The sequence below is a fragment of the Macrococcus sp. PK genome, assembly GCF_022501545.1.
Classification (GTDB): Bacteria; Bacillota; Bacilli; order Staphylococcales; family Staphylococcaceae; genus Macrococcoides; species Macrococcoides epidermidis.
The window spans coordinates 53,783-70,850 of the sequence record NZ_JAEPRF010000008.1; the positions used below are offsets into that span (position 1 = coordinate 53,783).

The following is a 17,068-nucleotide window of genomic DNA, read 5'->3' on the forward strand; positions in this document are numbered from 1 at the left end:
TTATAATAGATACACTAAGTTTTTTTATGGAGGAAATCATGCAGCGTAAACATAAAATTGTCATCAAAAAGAAAAATTACAGTCGACCTAAACGATTGTTCTTTAAAGGTCAGAAAGTTAGAATGATTTATCCGTATTTACATAAAAAAGATAATATATTAGAAAAAATAGCACCAAAAGAAGATATTGAAATTGTGGATGATACAATAACAAAAAGTGACAAAGAAAATCATATTAATGAAAATAAAGAATCACTGATCAACAGTAATTCAATTGCTACAGAAGAAGCGATTGATAAGGAAAATACTGTAGATGTAACAAAGCATATTGAGAATGAAGAAAGTCCTGAAACTAATGATTCCCAAAAACATGAAAATAATATAAACAAAACGTCTGAGGAAAATGAATTAGTAGAAGCATCTTTCAGTAGAAATGAGATAAATGACGATTTAAAAAATAGTAAAGAAAATCGTTCTTTTGGTTCACAACTGCCAAAAATTTTGATGGGTACACTTGCTGGAATATTGATCGGTATATTACTTATGAGCTTGTTTAATTCGAAGCCACAAGAAGTATCTAAACAATCTGAAGTTAAAACTTCTACAGAACAAGCAATTAAGAAAAATATTAAGAATGTGGTGAGTATTACAAATCTTCAAAAAGCTACTGATAGTGAGACGATAGATCCTGAGAGTGCAGTGAAAGCGCCTGAAGAGGTGGGGATTGGTACAGGTATTATCTATAAAACAGAAAAGAATTTAGCATATATACTAACAAACTATCATGTTGTCGGAAAAGCTAATGCAATTGAAGTGACTTATGAAGGAAAGAAAGAAAAAGCAAAGATGATAGGCTATGATGTCTGGACTGATATGGCTATTCTTACAATGCCTAAAGGTAATATAAACTCAGTTATTGAGATGACAAATAGTAATCATTTGGAACCTGGACAAGAAGTCATTGCATTAGGTAGTCCCTTAGGACAAATGTTTGCAGGAAGTGCATCTTCTGGAATTATATCTGGTTTATCACGTAATGTACCGGTAGACATTGATGGTGATGAGATTTATGATTGGGAAATGCATGTATTACAAACTGATGCTGCAATTAATCCAGGAAATTCTGGGGGTCCTTTATTAAATAAAGAAGGAAAGATGATTGGTCTGAATTCAATGAAGATTTCTATGGAAGGCGTAGAAGGTATTGCATTTAGTATTCCTGTGAACGAAGTAAAAAAAGTATTAAAGGAGCTTGAACAAAAAGGTAGTATAAATCGTCCAAAAATGGGTATTATGATTGAAGATGTGGGTACGCACAGCAACCCTAATGATCCTAACTCTCCGACTGATCAAACTGGTGTAGAAATTATGGAGATAGAACCAAACGCTTTAGCAGAGAAAAATGGATTAAAGTTAGGCGATATTATTAAAAAAATAGATGATAAAGAAATTAAATCTAAAATTCATTTTAGAAAGATTCTATTTAATGAAAAGAAAATTGGGGATACAATTACTTTGACAATCATTCGCAATGGTGCTGAAAAAAATATTAAAATTAAGTTATAAAATCTACATTGATTTAAGAAAGAAGTGAAATAATGAACAAGTTATTCCAAAAGTTAACACCACAACAAGGTATTGTGCTCTATTATCTTGTAGCAATATTCATTTCTTTCTTATTGCTCCGTATGCCATATGTACATCAACCAAACGTTGATATTAGTTACATTGATTCATTATTTGTTGCGGTGTCTGGTGTCAGTGTAACAGGTTTGTCACCTGTGTCTATTGCAGAAACTTATTCGACTTTTGGTCAGTGTGTCATCCTTGTCATTCTTAATCTTGGCGGTATTGGTGTTATGGCGATGGGTACTTTGCTATGGGTTATTCTTGGTAAGAAGATTGGGATGCGTGAAAGACAACTAATAATGGTGGATCATAATCAAAATAAGATGTCTGGCGTTGTAACAATGATTCTTGAAATTGTGAAGGCGATGTTATTTATAGAAATTCTGGGCGCCTTATTTTTAGCATTTTATTTCTATAAAGATATGGATTCAATAAAAGATGCATTATTCCATGGGTTATTCGCATCGATTTCTGCAACTACGAATGGTGGTTTAGATATAACAGGCGATTCACTTAATAGTTACGCCGACGATTATTTTGTACAAACAATTACGATGTTTCTAATTGTATTAGGGGCAATTGGATTTCCTGTTATTATTGAAATAAAAACTTATTTAACAAACAAAATTCCAAATTTCAGGTTTAGTTTATTCGCAAAACTAACGATTAGTACATATTTTTTATTGTTTATTGTCGGAACAGTTGTTATTTATTTATTTGAGTATAATAACGCTTTTAAAAATATTTCATGGCATAAAGGTCTTTTTTATGCATTATTTCAATCTTCAACAACTAGAAGTGCAGGTCTTACGACGATAGATTTAAATCAATTAACAGAGGCCACACGTTTTTTTATGGGGGGACTCATGTTTATCGGTTCTAGTCCAAGTTCAGTAGGAGGAGGTATTAGAACAACTACATTTGCGATACTAATTTTGTTTTTACTGAATTATAGTAATGGTAGAACAAACATTAAAGTATTCAATAAAGAAATTGATCCCATTGATATTCAAAGAACTTTTGCTGTAATGGTTCTTGCTACTATTATCTGCTTTGCAGGTTTATTATTTATATTATTCTTTGAAAATGATAAATTCGATTTACTTTCAATTTTCTTCGAAGTGATGAGTGCTTTTGGAACTTGTGGTTTATCACTTGGTATAACAGGCGATTTAACAAGTGGTAGTAAGCTGGTCATTATGGCATTGATGTTTATAGGTCGTGTTGGATTAATCTCATTTATTATTATGCTCGGTGGTAAAGCAGAACCTGATAAATTTAGATATCCAAAAGAAAGAATTATGATTGGATAATAATATTTAATATAAATAGAAAATATTTTGATAGCAAGAAAGACTAGCATTTGTTTGCTAGTCTCTTTTAATTTTATTATTATTTTGATCATATTCAGAAGGAATAGAGATTAGTGGCAGCTTAATAATAAATGTTGTACCGATATCTACTTTACTAATTACTTCAATTTCACCGTTATTTGCATCGATGATACTTTTAGAGACTGGTAATCCAAGGCCCGTACCAGTGACTTTAGTTGTGAAGAATGGGTTAAATAACTGTTTAAGTACTTCCTCATTCATGCCACTTCCATTATCTCGTATTGAAAGAATAGCTTGATTATGCGTGTGGTCCACCTTGATTTCAATGATCCCTTGTTTATGTTCCACCATAGCATCTTTTGCGTTTTGAATAAGGTTGATGATAATTTGTTTAAATTGGTCGACAGCTACATGAACTAGCGTTTGATGATTGGTATAGCTTTTTATCGTTCGAATGTTGTTCATCGATAAGTCATACTCTAGAAATGTTAATGTCTCTCTCACAATATCTCTTAAATCTACAATTTCTACATCAAGTTTTGTAGGTTTTCCGAGTAACAAGAATTGTCTGACTATTAAATTGATACGTTCTAATTCTGTTTTTACAATTTTAAAATATTGATTTTCATGTTTAGCATCATATTGCATTTCCAGTAGATCTACAAAGCCTTTAATAGATGTTAATGGGTTCTTTATTTCATGTGCAGTGTTAGCAGCAAGTTGACCAATCAATTCTTTCTTTTGAGAATTTATATCTGCAAGTAATAATTCACTTTCTTTCTGTGCTTTATAGCTATGATAGAAAAGTTGTAATGTCGCAATAAGTAATGAAAATACTAATGCTGCAAGTAGAACTTTTTCAAATACTTCACGATAAACATTCTTATTCGAATTGATTGTTAGATTCCAGTCAACTTTTAAAAATTTCTGTGATTCTTTTATATTAGTAAATACGGGGTGATTTGACTGAAAAATGATATGATCTTTAAAATCTGTAATCGTCACAGTATTATCTTTTTGAAGAGAGTCAATGACTGTACCAATCGTATTAATATCAATTTCTGCAACAACAAGATTACTTTTTCTCTCATCTGTAATATTTTTTGTAATGTAGACGACATTCTTATTCATATTATTTTTACGAACGTCACTAATCGCCACATTATTCAAAGTTCTTTTTTCAATATGATTGAAGAATTTCATGGATTCTATTTTTTTACCAATCATTGCTTCAGAATTTGAGTTGATAACCGTTGCTTTATCATCTAGAACATAAATATTGATGATACGGTGGTCACGATTTTTAAGCACTTGTATCTTTTTATCGATATTTACTTTATCTTTTTCATAGATAACAGTAGTAGCGACATTTTCAACTGCAGAAGTTGTTTCACTAAAAAACGAATCAACCTGTTCCGTATGTATTCCGATAGATTTCTTTATGTTTTCACGAAGATGTACTTCTTCGTTATGCGCTAATAAATACCATAATAATGCCGAAAATAACAATGTAATTATGATATTATAAATGACGTATTTTTTGATATTATTCATATATTTCTCCAATTTAAAAAGTCATATTAAAAATCATGCTATAATATCACAAAGAGGTGGAAGCATGAAAAAAGGATTAATTAATATACATATTATAACAACAAATAACATCAAAGGTGCAATGTTTCAAGAAAATAATACATTTAATATTTATAAAGCAGCAACTTATATTAAATTAGCTAGGCAAAGTGGACAAGTTCTGTTAATTAATAATGGTCAGCTGATCACAGGTTCACCAGTGAGTGAGTATTATGCAGGTTTAAAAGAATATAAACGCATTCCATTAATATCACTTATGAATCTTTTGAAATTTAATGCAACTAATATTACGATTAAAGACTTTTCTTTAGGCTTTAATTATTTTAGCCGGGCACATGCGATGAGTGAATTTCCATTTTTATCATGCAATATTTTAAATGAATCTACGAAAGAGCCGTATTTTAATACCCCATATATTATTCATCAATATAAAGGTATTAAAATTGGTGTGATTGCTTTATCAGAAGCAGTGCAAATAGATCATGAAACAATGATTGCATCCAATCCAATGGCATCGATTAAAACTTGGATGAGATACATGTACGATAATGAGAGTCCGGATTATGTCATTGCATTACATAATGGACAAATCTCAGATTTAATTACAGAAGAAGATATTTTATGTGTAGAAGGTGTTCATTTATTACTGACAAATAATATAGCCCAGGGTATTGAGCATGAATACACTGAAATTATTCAATTACCAGAAAGTTCGTCGCTACTACATATAAAACTGATGTTTAAAGAACGTACAGACTCCTTTGAGAACAAAGGATGTTCATATGAATTTATAGATGTTTCTAGATATGAAGAAGATTATTTATTAAAAGAATCCACTTACTACGAAGAAAAAGAATATTCACTTGTCAGAAAGAAAAAAATCCTTAGTGACTAAGGATTTTTTATCTATGGATGAGCGTTAATATTATTATTGCAAATATTTGACCTATAATAGGTGTAATCAAACGTTTTGTATTATGATAGCTCAGAGCTAAAATAAACTGAGTTAAAAAGATGAAAAGCAATAACTCAATACTTAAGGAATACATAAATAAGCTTGTTACACATAAACTGATGATACAAGCTGAAACAAACTGATTAAATCGATCATCAAGATAATTTTGCAACATATTACGAAAGAACAGTTCCTGCAACGGTATAGATATAAATAATGAAATAATAAGCTGCCATTTTACATAAACACCAAGTCCTACAATTACTTTCAGTAAATGAAAATAAGTAATATCTTTCATTATGAAAGATAAGAAGGTATATAATATAACGATCACAAAACTTGCAAGAATACCTGTGATGATCGCGTCTAATAAACGCTTAGAATGAATATTGCGTTCATAGAAGATATAACCGATAGAAGAGAATAACATTAAGCCGGTATATAAATGCCAGAACACCTGATGTTCACTTCTCATTCCGAACAATATAATGTGAAAGATAGTAAATAAAATTAAAAAACCATAGATAGGCTTTTTTAAAATGTTCATTATTTTATGCCTCTGTAATGATTGTATAACGTTTATGGTTAATAACAGTTTTTTCAGGGATTTCTAATTTTTCGAAGTTTTCCATAATCGTACAATCCACAATCACTGAATTCTCATTAACTTTCTCAACGATACCTTGTTTACCTTCGTGAAACTCAATAATATCTCCAACTTTAGCTGCCATAATTTTTCCTCCTTAAAAACATGCTAATTGCTATTATACTAAATTTGATGCATATTGAACATAAAAATTTATTGATTATTCAATAGATTTTTAATGAAGTTTATTTTAATGATTGTGATAAAAGAAGGTTAACTTCTTTTGTGCGTTTTTCTTATATTTTTTTATTGTAGACACACTAACCTTCATCTCATCTGCTATTTCCTTCATTGAATAACCTTTCAAAAATAACGTCAGCCACTGATATTCTTCAAGATTTAAATAATGCTTTATTTCTTTTAATGTCAAATGATCATATGAATCATTGAAATGATTACTATGATATATAATGTCGTCATTCATTAAGATAAACCGTTCATTTCTTTTAGATAACTTTCTAATTTCATCGATAAAGAAAAATTTGAGTTTTGTATAGACATAGTGATCTTTATTAGATGTTTTGTTGGAATCATAAGATTGATCTAATTCCCAAAGTTTTATTAATGCCATTTGATAAAACTCATCAAAGTCATAAGTTAATTGATATTTATGAATGAGGTGAAAGATTAACTTTTCATATTTATTCTTTGTTTCTTCAAACATATTTTCCCCATTGAATATCTAGATATTCTATTTTTATTTCCGGATGAAGTAAGTATATTCAAAATTTTTGTTAATTAAAAATTAACATTTCGATAATAATTGTTTAGTTTATTAAATAAATATAGTTTTATTGTCAAAAATTGATTAAAAAGTGAAGTATTTAGATGGATTTAATTATAATAATGTAGAAATGATAATTTGATAAGAGGTGAATATTATGTTAGAAATGCCGCTTTGTGCAACTGATATGTGTATTTATCAAAGTCCGGAAGCAGAAGGGAAGACTCAAATTTATTCCTTTTGTGGGGAAGTTAGAATGGTTGATGAAAGGCCAGAAAAGTTATTGGATCAAACATTAATTTTCTTTGGAAGTAATATAAAAACCCGTAAGCAGTCTGCAAAAGTATTAACCAGGCATATGCATCATCTTCCAATTATTATCGAACCATCTATTCAATGGATGTATTATCCAATCCATCAGTCAAAAACGCATTTTCAATTATTTATACAGCATCAGATGATTTATCATTTTGAAGGTAAGAAGGATCAGACAAGAATACTTTTTATAAATAATATGGAATTGATTGTGCCTCAAAATATAAATTTTATACATAAGCAACATCAAAAAGCACTGTTACTCGCAGACTTACAATCCAAAATAATAAAACGGCAATTGCACTTAAGCAATTACCGTTAGAAATGTTTTTAAGGATTATAATGAATTTATTATTTGTCGATAAAAAATTTGTGGAAAATTTTATTTTATACAAAAGGTACTTCTTCAGATACACTTTTAATATGAATACGCTCAGTTAACTGATGTGCATCTTTCCCAAAAGCACCGATATTAATTACTGGTGCTTTTAATTTTTTCATAGCTGAAAAAGGTATATCGTAATGTGTTTTGAAACCAGGTGTATTATCAGCAAATATATTAGTATCACTATCATCGTGTGTATAGTTAACATAACTTAAATCTGAAATTCCATTAAAGTAATGAATTTTTGTTGTCTCGCGATTAAACTGTTTCTTCATTTGTTTAATTGCATATTTTGTAATTGATTTTATTAATTTATCTTGACTGCTATTAACAGAAGGATAATAAGGTGTATTAAAGTATGTCACGACCGTATAATCATTACTGTTATCTAAAAGCAATAAATCTTTAATAACTGTCTGAGCATATAGACGATTATCAGATTGTTCTGTATTACTGATAATATTATGGATAGTTTCATAGCCATGTTTCTTTTTCATAGATTTAATTAATGCTTCAAAAGTTATTACTTTTATTTTTGGTGATGTTTCAAATACTAATCCTAAGTCACGAGAACATTCTGCAACAGTACGTTCAACGATTTGATTAAATAGTTTAAAAACATGTGCTGCACTTTGTTCAAATATGAATACGTTGTAGTAACTTGATGCCATAAAAGGTGTCTGTACATTGTAATCTTCTTTTAGATCTTTCAAATAGAGACTAACAGGTAAAGGTGTTTCTTCATTTTTATATCGTTCAAGAAATTGTGTATTGTATTCAATTTCAGAGTTAATACGACTAATTAAATAATTGGCACTAAGTCCATTTAATGGTTCTCCAACATGTGTTTCTTTTCCATAAACAAATACAGATGGCATGACTTTACCGATGCTACCATTATAAATATAATAATTTTCATCATGTGGAAACTGACTAAATGCAGGCTCACCATTCATGATCAGCAATAATTTTAAGTTTTCCTGTTCAATAAATTCCGATAGTTCAGAAACAGCACTTCTCATACCCGAGGAATTTACTTCTTCGTCAGGAACAGTTAATAAAATAATGTTAATTGGCCATTCTTCATGGATTGCTTTTTCAAGTATGCTTAAATGCATCATTAATCCAGATTTCATATCCATGATGCCACGTCCAAATAAATACTGATTTGATAATATATCAGATTGATGATACTCACTAAATTCAATAAGGTTATTAGCAAATGATTTTGCTAACGCATCACTATCGAATGCATATGCTTCAAATGATCCATAATCATTTGTATCAACAGTGTCATAGTGGCTCATAATAATCACCGTATCATCTGTTACATGTGAACGATACATTGCAGCTACAGCATTCTTGTGATCATTCGTCTCAATTAATTTAATATGTGAATCATGCTGTTTAAAATAATCTAATTGTTTTAGTGTCCGTTTAATATAAAAAGGAAAGTTGACTTCACCTTCAGTATCTGTGATGCTGTCATGTTTAACAAGGTCTTTTAAAAGTGCAATTCTGTCTTCTGGTGTTTGCCAAAGTAAACGCATAAAAAATCTCCTTAAATTCATATTTAAAAGCAATATGTAATTTTATTTATATCAGACATATTCGTGCTCTCTTATAACAATTATACATATTTCTTCACAAATAAAAAATATTAAATAAAATTAATTCATATTAAATTTACAAAATTAAAAAAACCTCTAATGAGGTTTTTTAATTTCTACAACCGGTGAGGTTATCTTTTTAGTAGCATTCATACTAAGTGTATAAACTAAGAAGATGGTAACAAGAATCATAAAGATTAATATTGAAGCCACATGATCATTAAAATATTTACCCCAATTATTTGCTCTGAATAACCCAATAAACATACCATGTAAGAGATAAATGAACATGGTTCTTGAGCCTATATACGTTAGAGGAAGTTTTCGGTTCGGTACAACATTTAAAAAGCTTGCAGTGCTAATTAGAATGATTACATAAATAATGGCACGTTTTAAGCCACTATACAGATCAGAAGCTTCATGTTCAAGTTTGATATAGGGTTTGCTCCCGAAAAGCCACTCAAAATTAAAATCTGTTAACATATAGAAAATAAAAACAATCGTCAATATAAATATAGAAACAGGAATATACTTCTTATTTCTAATATATTTAAATTGTTCTGGTTGCGCATAATACCCAATTAAAAACAAAGGAAAGAATACAAATGTTCTTGATAAACTTAAAGTATTATTAATAAATGGTAAGTAGCCGACGATTATTCCAATGATGAATGAAACGATTAGGGTAACCCAAGGATTTATATCTTTTACGATAAATAGCATGACCTGCCATGAAAATAAGCTGAGTAGAAACCACATCGCCCATTGCGGATCGAATGGATTTAAATCAACGGTATTTACGTCATCGATAAAATAATAATAAAAAGCATAAAAACTTTGAAAAATAATATAGGGTAATAATAACTTCTTAGTTACTTTTTTGATATAGCCTGGTTTATGTATACTTTTAGCAAAATAACCAGAAATCAATACAAATGCAGGCATATGAAAGCTATAGATAAACATATATAAAGCTTGTAAAAAATGGCTTTCATTTATGAAAGAACGTAATAAATGACCAAAAACTACTAAAACAATTAATAAAAATCTTGCATTATCAAAATAATGATCTCTTTCTTTATTCATAAAAAATCTCCTTAAAAATATTCTCACAAAAAATTAATTATATTGCACACTTATGAATTAAATCTACAAATTAAATATGCTATGATAAAATATAAATAGCTCACAATTTTTTATTAATTCATTATATATCGTTGCTAAACTAAATAATTGGGCTTATAATCTATATAAGAAAAAAGTTGGGAGACAATAACATGGATGAAAAGCGACTTAAAAGATTTGGACAATTAATTTATTTTATGGATTCTAAAATTGATGAAATTGCTTCTGCAGAATTAACTGATGTAACTTTAACGCGTGAACAATTATATATGCTAGAACTTATTGCATCAGAAGAAAATATGACACAAAAAAAGTTAATCTATAAGTTAAATAAAGAACAGACGGCGGTTTCGAGAGCAATAAAAAAATTAGTTGATAACGGTTTTGTAAAAAAAGAGCAGAGTATTTATGATTTAAGATCTACCGTCTTAATTGCAACTGAACAAGGTGAAAAAGCATTAGAACGTGCAGAAGAAATTAAAGCTAAAGTTGTACGTAGCTTTATGCGAGAGCTAAATTCTGCAGAGTCTGAAGAATTGATTCAGTTACTTGAAAAAATATATCATTCATTTGCTCTTAGAGATCCATTTCGTTTTTAATTGTAAATCATCAGCTATTAGTAAATCGACTTAAATATTCAATTTAGTATTATATAGCCTAAATGCCGAAAAAATAACCTTCCTAATAACTATTAGGAAGGTTATTTTTTTAACATTAGATATATTCATGAACGATATAATTTAATCCATCTAGACCTAATGACTTATATAAACGCGCGATATTTTTCGCGTTGTTAGCAGCCCATCTAACATCTGTTGCATATTGATGTGTTGCAGTATTTTCTGGATTCCAGCGCATTTGATGAAGCGTACGCTGACCGTTGTCAATATATGCTTTACGTACGTATTCTGCACCACCGATGATTGCTTTAGAAACAGAATCCCAACTGTTTTGCTTAGCGTATGTAATACCACCTAATTCTACATTATTATCAGTAGCTTTAGTACCATAAGTATTATAGTATTTCTTCGTTGCATTTTCAATAATACGCGTATTATCGTCACTGATACCTAGACCGTTTGATAATCTGCTTTTTCCATGTCCTGTTTCAACAAGCGCATGTGCGATTAAATAGATTTCATTAATTTTAAATTGTTTTGCAGCAGCTGCAAAAGCAGCCCCCTGATTTTCTAAAACACCTTTTCCAGCAAGTAGTTTATTTAAATTTTTAGCTGAAATACCTTCAGATTGCCCTAAATCTAAAAATTGATACTTTAACTCAGGATCATTTAAAGCATTTTTTGTATCCATATTCGCTTTAATTTCACTATCTTCTGCTAAACGTTCGTTATATACTCTTGCCGGTGTTGAGAATACTACTTTAGGGCCCGCATTACGTGCAGGATTTTTTAAACGAGATTGTTTCGCAACAGCAACATCTAAACTTTCAGGTGCTTTTAATTTTACGACATTTTGTGAATAAAGATAGCTATCTGGAACATATCCAGTTGTTTTATCATCTAATAATACTTTATGCCAAACAGCATTGCCAACTTTATCTGTACGAATGACTTGTATAGTTTTAGAAGATAATGTACTTAATTTTTTAATACGTTGAGATTTAGAACCACCAGGAATTGAATAAATATATCCTGAAGATTTCTTAATCGTATAAGGCATCTTTGTCCATGATACTGTTTTAAATTGCTTTTCTTTAATAAATGTATCACTGATCCAACCTAAAAATTTATTTTTTGGATCGGCTACACCATAATATTGCTTGTTATTTTTCTTTGCTGACTGATTAATGTAGAGTTGCATATTAACCGGCTTTGTCTGTGCTTTTTTTGTAGATTTAATATCTGTATATAAAACAGTATTCTTAGCATCTGTGCGACCAATTAATTTAACATTTTTCATGTCAGTAATTTTAACGGCAGTCTTTGATGGAGAAACTGATTTTAAGGTCATTTGATTTAAATTAACCCAGCCAGTTAAAGCATTCACTGTGCCAAAATAATATGATGTTTGACCTACTTTTACAAATTGAGAAGCTTTAAATTCTTTTCCTGTTAATCCTTTTAAACTTCCAACCACTTGTTTTGAACTACCCCAAGGTGTTGAATAAATACTTTTAGCAGTACTATTTAATGTAAACCTTTTTGACGTTTTTGATGGTGGAGTAATCGAAAATGATTTTGTATCTTTTGCTTTTACCCAACCACGTGGGATGTTTTTATTGTCAGTTAATGAATAATAAGTAACACCATCTAACACAGCTTTCTTGTTTACATAATAAGCGGTGTTTGATTTTGAACCTGCTTTCGCTGTCGCAGGGTTACCAACTGAAGTATACACATCCGTATTTTGCCATTTAATTTTGGCAATACGACGTTCATTCGATGTGACGACTTTGCCCGTATTGTTGGGTGCAGGAGTCACCTTAGGTGGTGTGTTACCCGGTGCTGGCACAGGTGTGGCTGGCATCTTGCCAGTTAACTTATAATTATATTTTTCAGAAACAAGATTGTAGAATTCATCGAAAGTATAGTTGTTGGCTTGGAACCACCCGATTGGATCAGTATGATCAGTTCCACCAAGGAAGTTTGATACGCCTTTATGATTCCAAACAGTACCATTACCATCATAGTGAGCATTATCTAACGGTAAACCGTAATATAATAAATTTGTAGCAAAGTAATCTGCATAATTATTGATAGAGCGGCTAAATGCTTCTTTACCATATACACGAACTAATTCTACGTTGATGAAACGGGGGTTTGCAACAGGACCAGCTCCCCATGAAATATAATCAGTATCTGCAACTTCAACGATACGCTTATCATCGATAAATGCATGTACGAAAGCATTCGTGTAATTACGTTTCATATAAGCAATTTCACCATCAATTTTAGATGTAGGGTTAGCTGTTTCGTGTGCTACGATACCTTCCGGTTTAGCGACACCATTGCGATATGCAATTTTTGGTGAATTGAAAAAGCTTTTTTCATACACAGGAACTGTCCAGTTATTATATTTTATGACTTCATTAACTGACATAGAATCGATATTTTTTGCCTTAGTAGTTGCCGTAGTTCCTAAACTTCTTGTTTTTGTAGTTGAAGTAATTGCTGTTTTTTTAGGTTGAACAGCTGCAGTAGGCGCTTCAGAAGTAGCCGCTTCAACAGTTGGTGTTACCGTAGAAGTCGTATCTACATTAGGCATTTCAGTAGTAACCGCTTCAGTCGTTGGTGTTTCCGTAGAAGTCGTATCTACATTAGGCGCTTCAGTAGTAACCGCTTCAGCCGTTGGTGTTTCCGTAGWWGTYRKWTSTRTAGTRGRMRCTKYWKMAGTAWYMKYTTYWRCNNTTGNGTKWWTSMRTANTTGTTNAGYWRTNGWWGYAGRAKYTGWTWMAKYATTNTKTWKTAMTYRMRTTAANTGRANAYTKTTSANKCAWTAGMWGYANNMTTKGATNAAMTSWTTYGTNWGTMRTSMYATYAAYTGSRWCTTTTKWTWCAWYMKCAKTWYYTGSAKYAWMWGYWKCKKTTGTYGTRCYAKCAANNRCRTCWTTNNYWTTASWRCMKSWKTTTYKKMAKMAWAWKYANKMTSYWKKTGTACYWSCWWWCNTCAWTWWMATTMRTRMWKKYRTTYTSTWMTAWWATNWRKKAYMYWTRTKYAMTTMSTWTMTNAAWKKAWTTSANAWTKTMATNTYWCTTNTAWTATAKGRANNMMTWWATTCANAWTNGTAWATWAANKATWTGNAMWYGTWWWAWKRMTTWAATWYATKWRWTAYTWWMTTNAWAATKTWRWTKAATAWAWRMACNACSWTYAAWKKATNAWATNNWMATTKGTKRTKKTNTTAWANTTTNGTTKAATNRMAWWWYYAMYATYRMWKTATATWKCSAAAWTRRTKGYRKWTKRTWYWTRTNYYARTGMRTYWTKMMYATYGCANTAYMYTGMYRRWRTAANNRSATMTGGWTSWTNNATMCYWSTRARWCNKGCYSMWMKYAWRYMYTGATKRWRTAMAKMWMKKGATGTNGRATRYTTNNCTWAAANNKYTKCANNATYAARTANKWRATYWAATNNNACWTCANARTSANNWRAATRTTNNAMTTWRATTNNWTMWCNCWKSAAWTRCKAANATMTANMWKGCACNNTYCATAANSRRRAWTRTTWMYTKSATNWGWATANTNYRYTRRMAWWGCTNMRTAWWTMKSMTGNANYGWYMATMANNRRSRAWWKWWWMSTSYWTMMGTWTAWTWKATWAAYMAMGMKKYGWARYWMTGMTNKMTKRTAATNYATCAANCAWWWKRWWARTYTKTWCRTWYWTTTSATANNWWTYACGAGKTGNMAKMAAKGATMWCTNSYAATTTATYRWWSATNTTGNGKWAMWKTRTTMWTWYKWTTYAYMGGYTKYMYSASWWSSYWTWRWGGWKCNWSWCCAMTTTNATTGTTRMTATTNWGSAWYRRTATYANTTYTRATNWTANYYGKMTKMSTMACARMRTTWYSWKKTGNMTTGWYYRSWTTRANTTSTNWASTAKYKGNNSMYTGATNTSAYTNTCTNAWTAWTATTTNTRTTNGTRRMAKWAYTNNWSCMTYWGWAWTRWYWGGAKYARSTKCWGNRSTMKYSKRTKMCTGRTNNTGMTTNWTCWGNTWAYWRKYKYRYTKTSKANANTTWYTGGYGCYTCAGTWWYWAYAGRWKYWGRTGMASKYTCWTNTATTASTNKTSGTNNTTGTTNYAKTMWCWRKYGYAYTNTTYTWCWKWTTTTKSYKCTTNWKTKTCTWTNAKMWKTTGWTKAANWWTCWTTWTYARTTTNGTTNWRKKTYAWTCTYTWYTRWANKTATTWWWYTTMYTTTTNWWMKYKWTRWCTTTNATNARTYGWKTAAWRWCKWTTTCNWTYTSTTCANGGTMAWTSTNWWTCTWWRSGTAKWARWTTWSMTWTYWWAKMRATAWSTTYANAATMSWGKAWTNKASKAKTWMWYMYCKTYANNTAMWTRTAANTCTNTWSCKTWKAASTKYAKWTRTYTKAWMWMTANSWTCAWWWRMWGKATWRTAGNWAGYMAAYRMYGTWATAYWTWYAAWSKKTAMMTTNTKWWYTGCATTNTKKYYGANAMTYTMMAYSAKTWSANNTMTAGTNWKGAANMYARWGWTGKWATMTTTYSMWWKKTTAANNATTRYKTYWWKCATTNTNGCMKWYRAYKTYWACSASKKCMTNWAGTYTKKAWMYASANTKKSTANCTTNCNYTWYWWKRRCRAKTGCTTCANTCANYKTKMATTWRWYGTTTWCCNYKKYYTWASTYTGWWTCYACNNWTRTCTAMTTYTNTANSWWSRKCNAWRTSMWWYRKYACMKTWAATTMAWTGNYYWCCTWWTTYWWCKWYGATNTCWACMWWTRYCTNMATNTTTRYASGTKCATMRWWATCAAMWGGWACATTAAANWTSWWTKCMACMKMATKCATMGANGMTWTCWRSAMMWSCCTNCANGYWTRYRCGTGCRTAATNNWATCAWMWKGNNCWTTAMAGAWGKWWTNAWMAGCNTNMAWRKAKCWYKMKGGANYACYCWCARSWYKTRYKTGYKTAWTWYTAYSRTNANNTNTNGCTWKWMWSAWKGMATMYRWRCKWRMKTMWSACRMKKKMTRSYCANYWWSTCTTMTKKRWWTRYTANTNCGNTCAAWWSYWRMKARTAWYAYWGNANNMRTAYGWKCYWYWGAMRSWTYSWSRSCWTTTTCTCTYMWRKWARWKYTATCNWCWATWYYTNMWRAAYRAYAMAKMAATNTGMWCCWTTKRWKGWWCKAYAKMWWTWTSYMKCAWAKKAKAYWKRTNACWATTNNTWWRCTMAAMGANRARTMAAWTKMAYMTTKYKYTGWACNTNWTATWMATATKMWGCWYMKSAWAYWRGTWYAATNWACTANNAAMTYAWAKAGNSTAANNAWKTAAWATWRCWMTRAAMRTCKWAWTSATNTTWKRYTMMTYAANATWAKWYTMMTAAWMWATKAAWTTATWKWGYTWAWWATKWWAAAKWWCAANAANWRTMGAAWWSWTWWWKATNTNAANTTWATWWAATNAMKCMTRWWRWATGANRWTKATWGKGWWWAARATTRTAAANTNMAAAWTRWAKWATNYKTAAATNTNTMAARTTNYAWTARAYKAWKSATGTNNTAYRWTSATNKATANGGGNAWARAGATNRTRAATWMAATYAANTTNTTGWARATTTAAAKWWRCRATWKWYWATKGATRWTANATTYATTNKMTANARRGRWTANRARAKATGNWATTSANWTYWATTTTNAARWTWKMAWTAAAMGATKWKTANTSRAYMAYWAKTWRTTWKCTNYAAAKRKTRYMWAWGATNSRWATYGMKYWWYAYYTYMAATTWKYATKARAARWTSANGNYATCNMYSAMTAKKARTTYWSTSMMATNSTKCMTANGATNMYARAWCRCNSCAWSANCMTYCAMTTYKWATNWGRWWKKSRTGKMRKSMYGAANAKRMAKWCAKTKYYWWSTTSATNKATKATNGAANYAMTCNRTGAWSATTNNNTKYGAAWTKRTTGGNNYRWAGRRASKAAAGACRKRYATTNYTWTRGTTSWTYAKYAKGWRGNTWWWYGTSAAKATNTTKWGMAAYTWTWSRYAAAGRMWSTAMWGNAMKTGYANNAMTAWKSYKCWWMMKYAKGTSRCTWWATRTNAATANAWKYAGCWRYWKWWCRTWWAKKCWMWRCWGNWATTKCMARKAATSYSYRAANNKAWGWCAY

Annotated in this window: 12 protein-coding genes; 5 read left to right on the forward strand and 7 right to left on the reverse strand. The window is 29.4% G+C overall.

Annotated elements, in window-relative coordinates; genetic code table 11:
- Nucleotides 1–38 precede the first annotated feature (38 nt).
- Both JJJ02_RS06765 and JJJ02_RS06770 read left to right on the forward strand, forming a co-directional pair.
- Nucleotides 39–1,565 (forward strand): S1C family serine protease, encoded by a 1,527-nt coding sequence (locus tag JJJ02_RS06765; RefSeq protein WP_239242265.1) that lies wholly within the window; start codon nucleotides 39–41, stop codon nucleotides 1,563–1,565.
- 32 nt (nucleotides 1,566–1,597) lie between these two features.
- Nucleotides 1,598–2,941, forward strand: a complete 1,344-nt coding sequence (locus JJJ02_RS06770; protein WP_111714411.1) for a TrkH family potassium uptake protein — start codon at nucleotides 1,598–1,600, stop codon at nucleotides 2,939–2,941.
- 57 nt (nucleotides 2,942–2,998) lie between these two features.
- On the opposite strand, the gene JJJ02_RS06775 is transcribed toward JJJ02_RS06770, so the two are convergent.
- A complete protein-coding gene (locus tag JJJ02_RS06775; RefSeq protein ID WP_239242264.1) occupies nucleotides 2,999–4,516 on the reverse strand; it encodes an ATP-binding protein in 1,518 nt (505 codons plus the stop codon).
- 64 nt (nucleotides 4,517–4,580) lie between these two features.
- Here JJJ02_RS06775 and JJJ02_RS06780 point away from each other — a divergent pair, with 64 nt between their 5' ends.
- Nucleotides 4,581–5,450: a bifunctional UDP-sugar hydrolase/5'-nucleotidase gene (locus tag JJJ02_RS06780; RefSeq protein ID WP_239242263.1), complete on the forward strand. Its 870-nt coding sequence runs from the start codon at nucleotides 4,581–4,583 to the stop codon at nucleotides 5,448–5,450.
- 7 nt (nucleotides 5,451–5,457) lie between these two features.
- On the opposite strand, the gene JJJ02_RS06785 is transcribed toward JJJ02_RS06780, so the two are convergent.
- The 3 genes from JJJ02_RS06785 to JJJ02_RS06795 form a co-directional block, all read right to left on the reverse strand.
- Nucleotides 5,458–6,057, reverse strand: a complete 600-nt coding sequence (locus JJJ02_RS06785) for a CPBP family glutamic-type intramembrane protease (protein WP_111714414.1) — start codon at nucleotides 6,055–6,057, stop codon at nucleotides 5,458–5,460.
- A 4-nt stretch (nucleotides 6,058–6,061) separates the two neighbouring features.
- Nucleotides 6,062–6,244, reverse strand: coding sequence for a YkvS family protein (locus JJJ02_RS06790; RefSeq protein ID WP_111714415.1), 183 nt, complete (start codon nucleotides 6,242–6,244; stop codon nucleotides 6,062–6,064).
- Nucleotides 6,245–6,346: 102 nt separating this feature from the next.
- Entirely contained in the window at nucleotides 6,347–6,820 is a 474-nt protein-coding gene (locus JJJ02_RS06795) for a sigma-70 family RNA polymerase sigma factor (protein WP_111714416.1), read from the reverse strand.
- A 217-nt stretch (nucleotides 6,821–7,037) separates the two neighbouring features.
- Between JJJ02_RS06795 and JJJ02_RS06800 the strand changes: the two genes are divergently transcribed.
- Complete coding sequence (locus JJJ02_RS06800) at nucleotides 7,038–7,517, forward strand: competence protein ComK (protein WP_111714417.1); 480 nt, start codon at nucleotides 7,038–7,040, stop codon at nucleotides 7,515–7,517.
- Between the two features lie 65 nt (nucleotides 7,518–7,582).
- Here JJJ02_RS06800 and JJJ02_RS06805 read toward each other — a convergent pair whose 3' ends face one another.
- Nucleotides 7,583–9,130: a M20/M25/M40 family metallo-hydrolase gene (locus JJJ02_RS06805; protein ID WP_240838145.1), complete on the reverse strand. Its 1,548-nt coding sequence runs from the start codon at nucleotides 9,128–9,130 to the stop codon at nucleotides 7,583–7,585.
- 156 nt (nucleotides 9,131–9,286) lie between these two features.
- The gene (locus tag JJJ02_RS06810; RefSeq protein WP_239242261.1) at nucleotides 9,287–10,276 is read right to left on the reverse strand and encodes an acyltransferase family protein; all 990 of its coding nucleotides are present in this window, start codon (nucleotides 10,274–10,276) and stop codon (nucleotides 9,287–9,289) included.
- Between the two features lie 191 nt (nucleotides 10,277–10,467).
- On the opposite strand from JJJ02_RS06810, the gene JJJ02_RS06815 reads away from it, so the two are divergent.
- Complete coding sequence (locus JJJ02_RS06815) at nucleotides 10,468–10,914, forward strand: MarR family winged helix-turn-helix transcriptional regulator (RefSeq protein WP_111714420.1); 447 nt, start codon at nucleotides 10,468–10,470, stop codon at nucleotides 10,912–10,914.
- Nucleotides 10,915–11,029: 115 nt separating this feature from the next.
- On the opposite strand, the gene JJJ02_RS06820 is transcribed toward JJJ02_RS06815, so the two are convergent.
- Entirely contained in the window at nucleotides 11,030–13,540 is a 2,511-nt protein-coding gene (locus JJJ02_RS06820) for an N-acetylmuramoyl-L-alanine amidase (protein WP_240838147.1), read from the reverse strand.
- Nucleotides 13,541–17,068: the final 3,528 nt, after the last annotated feature.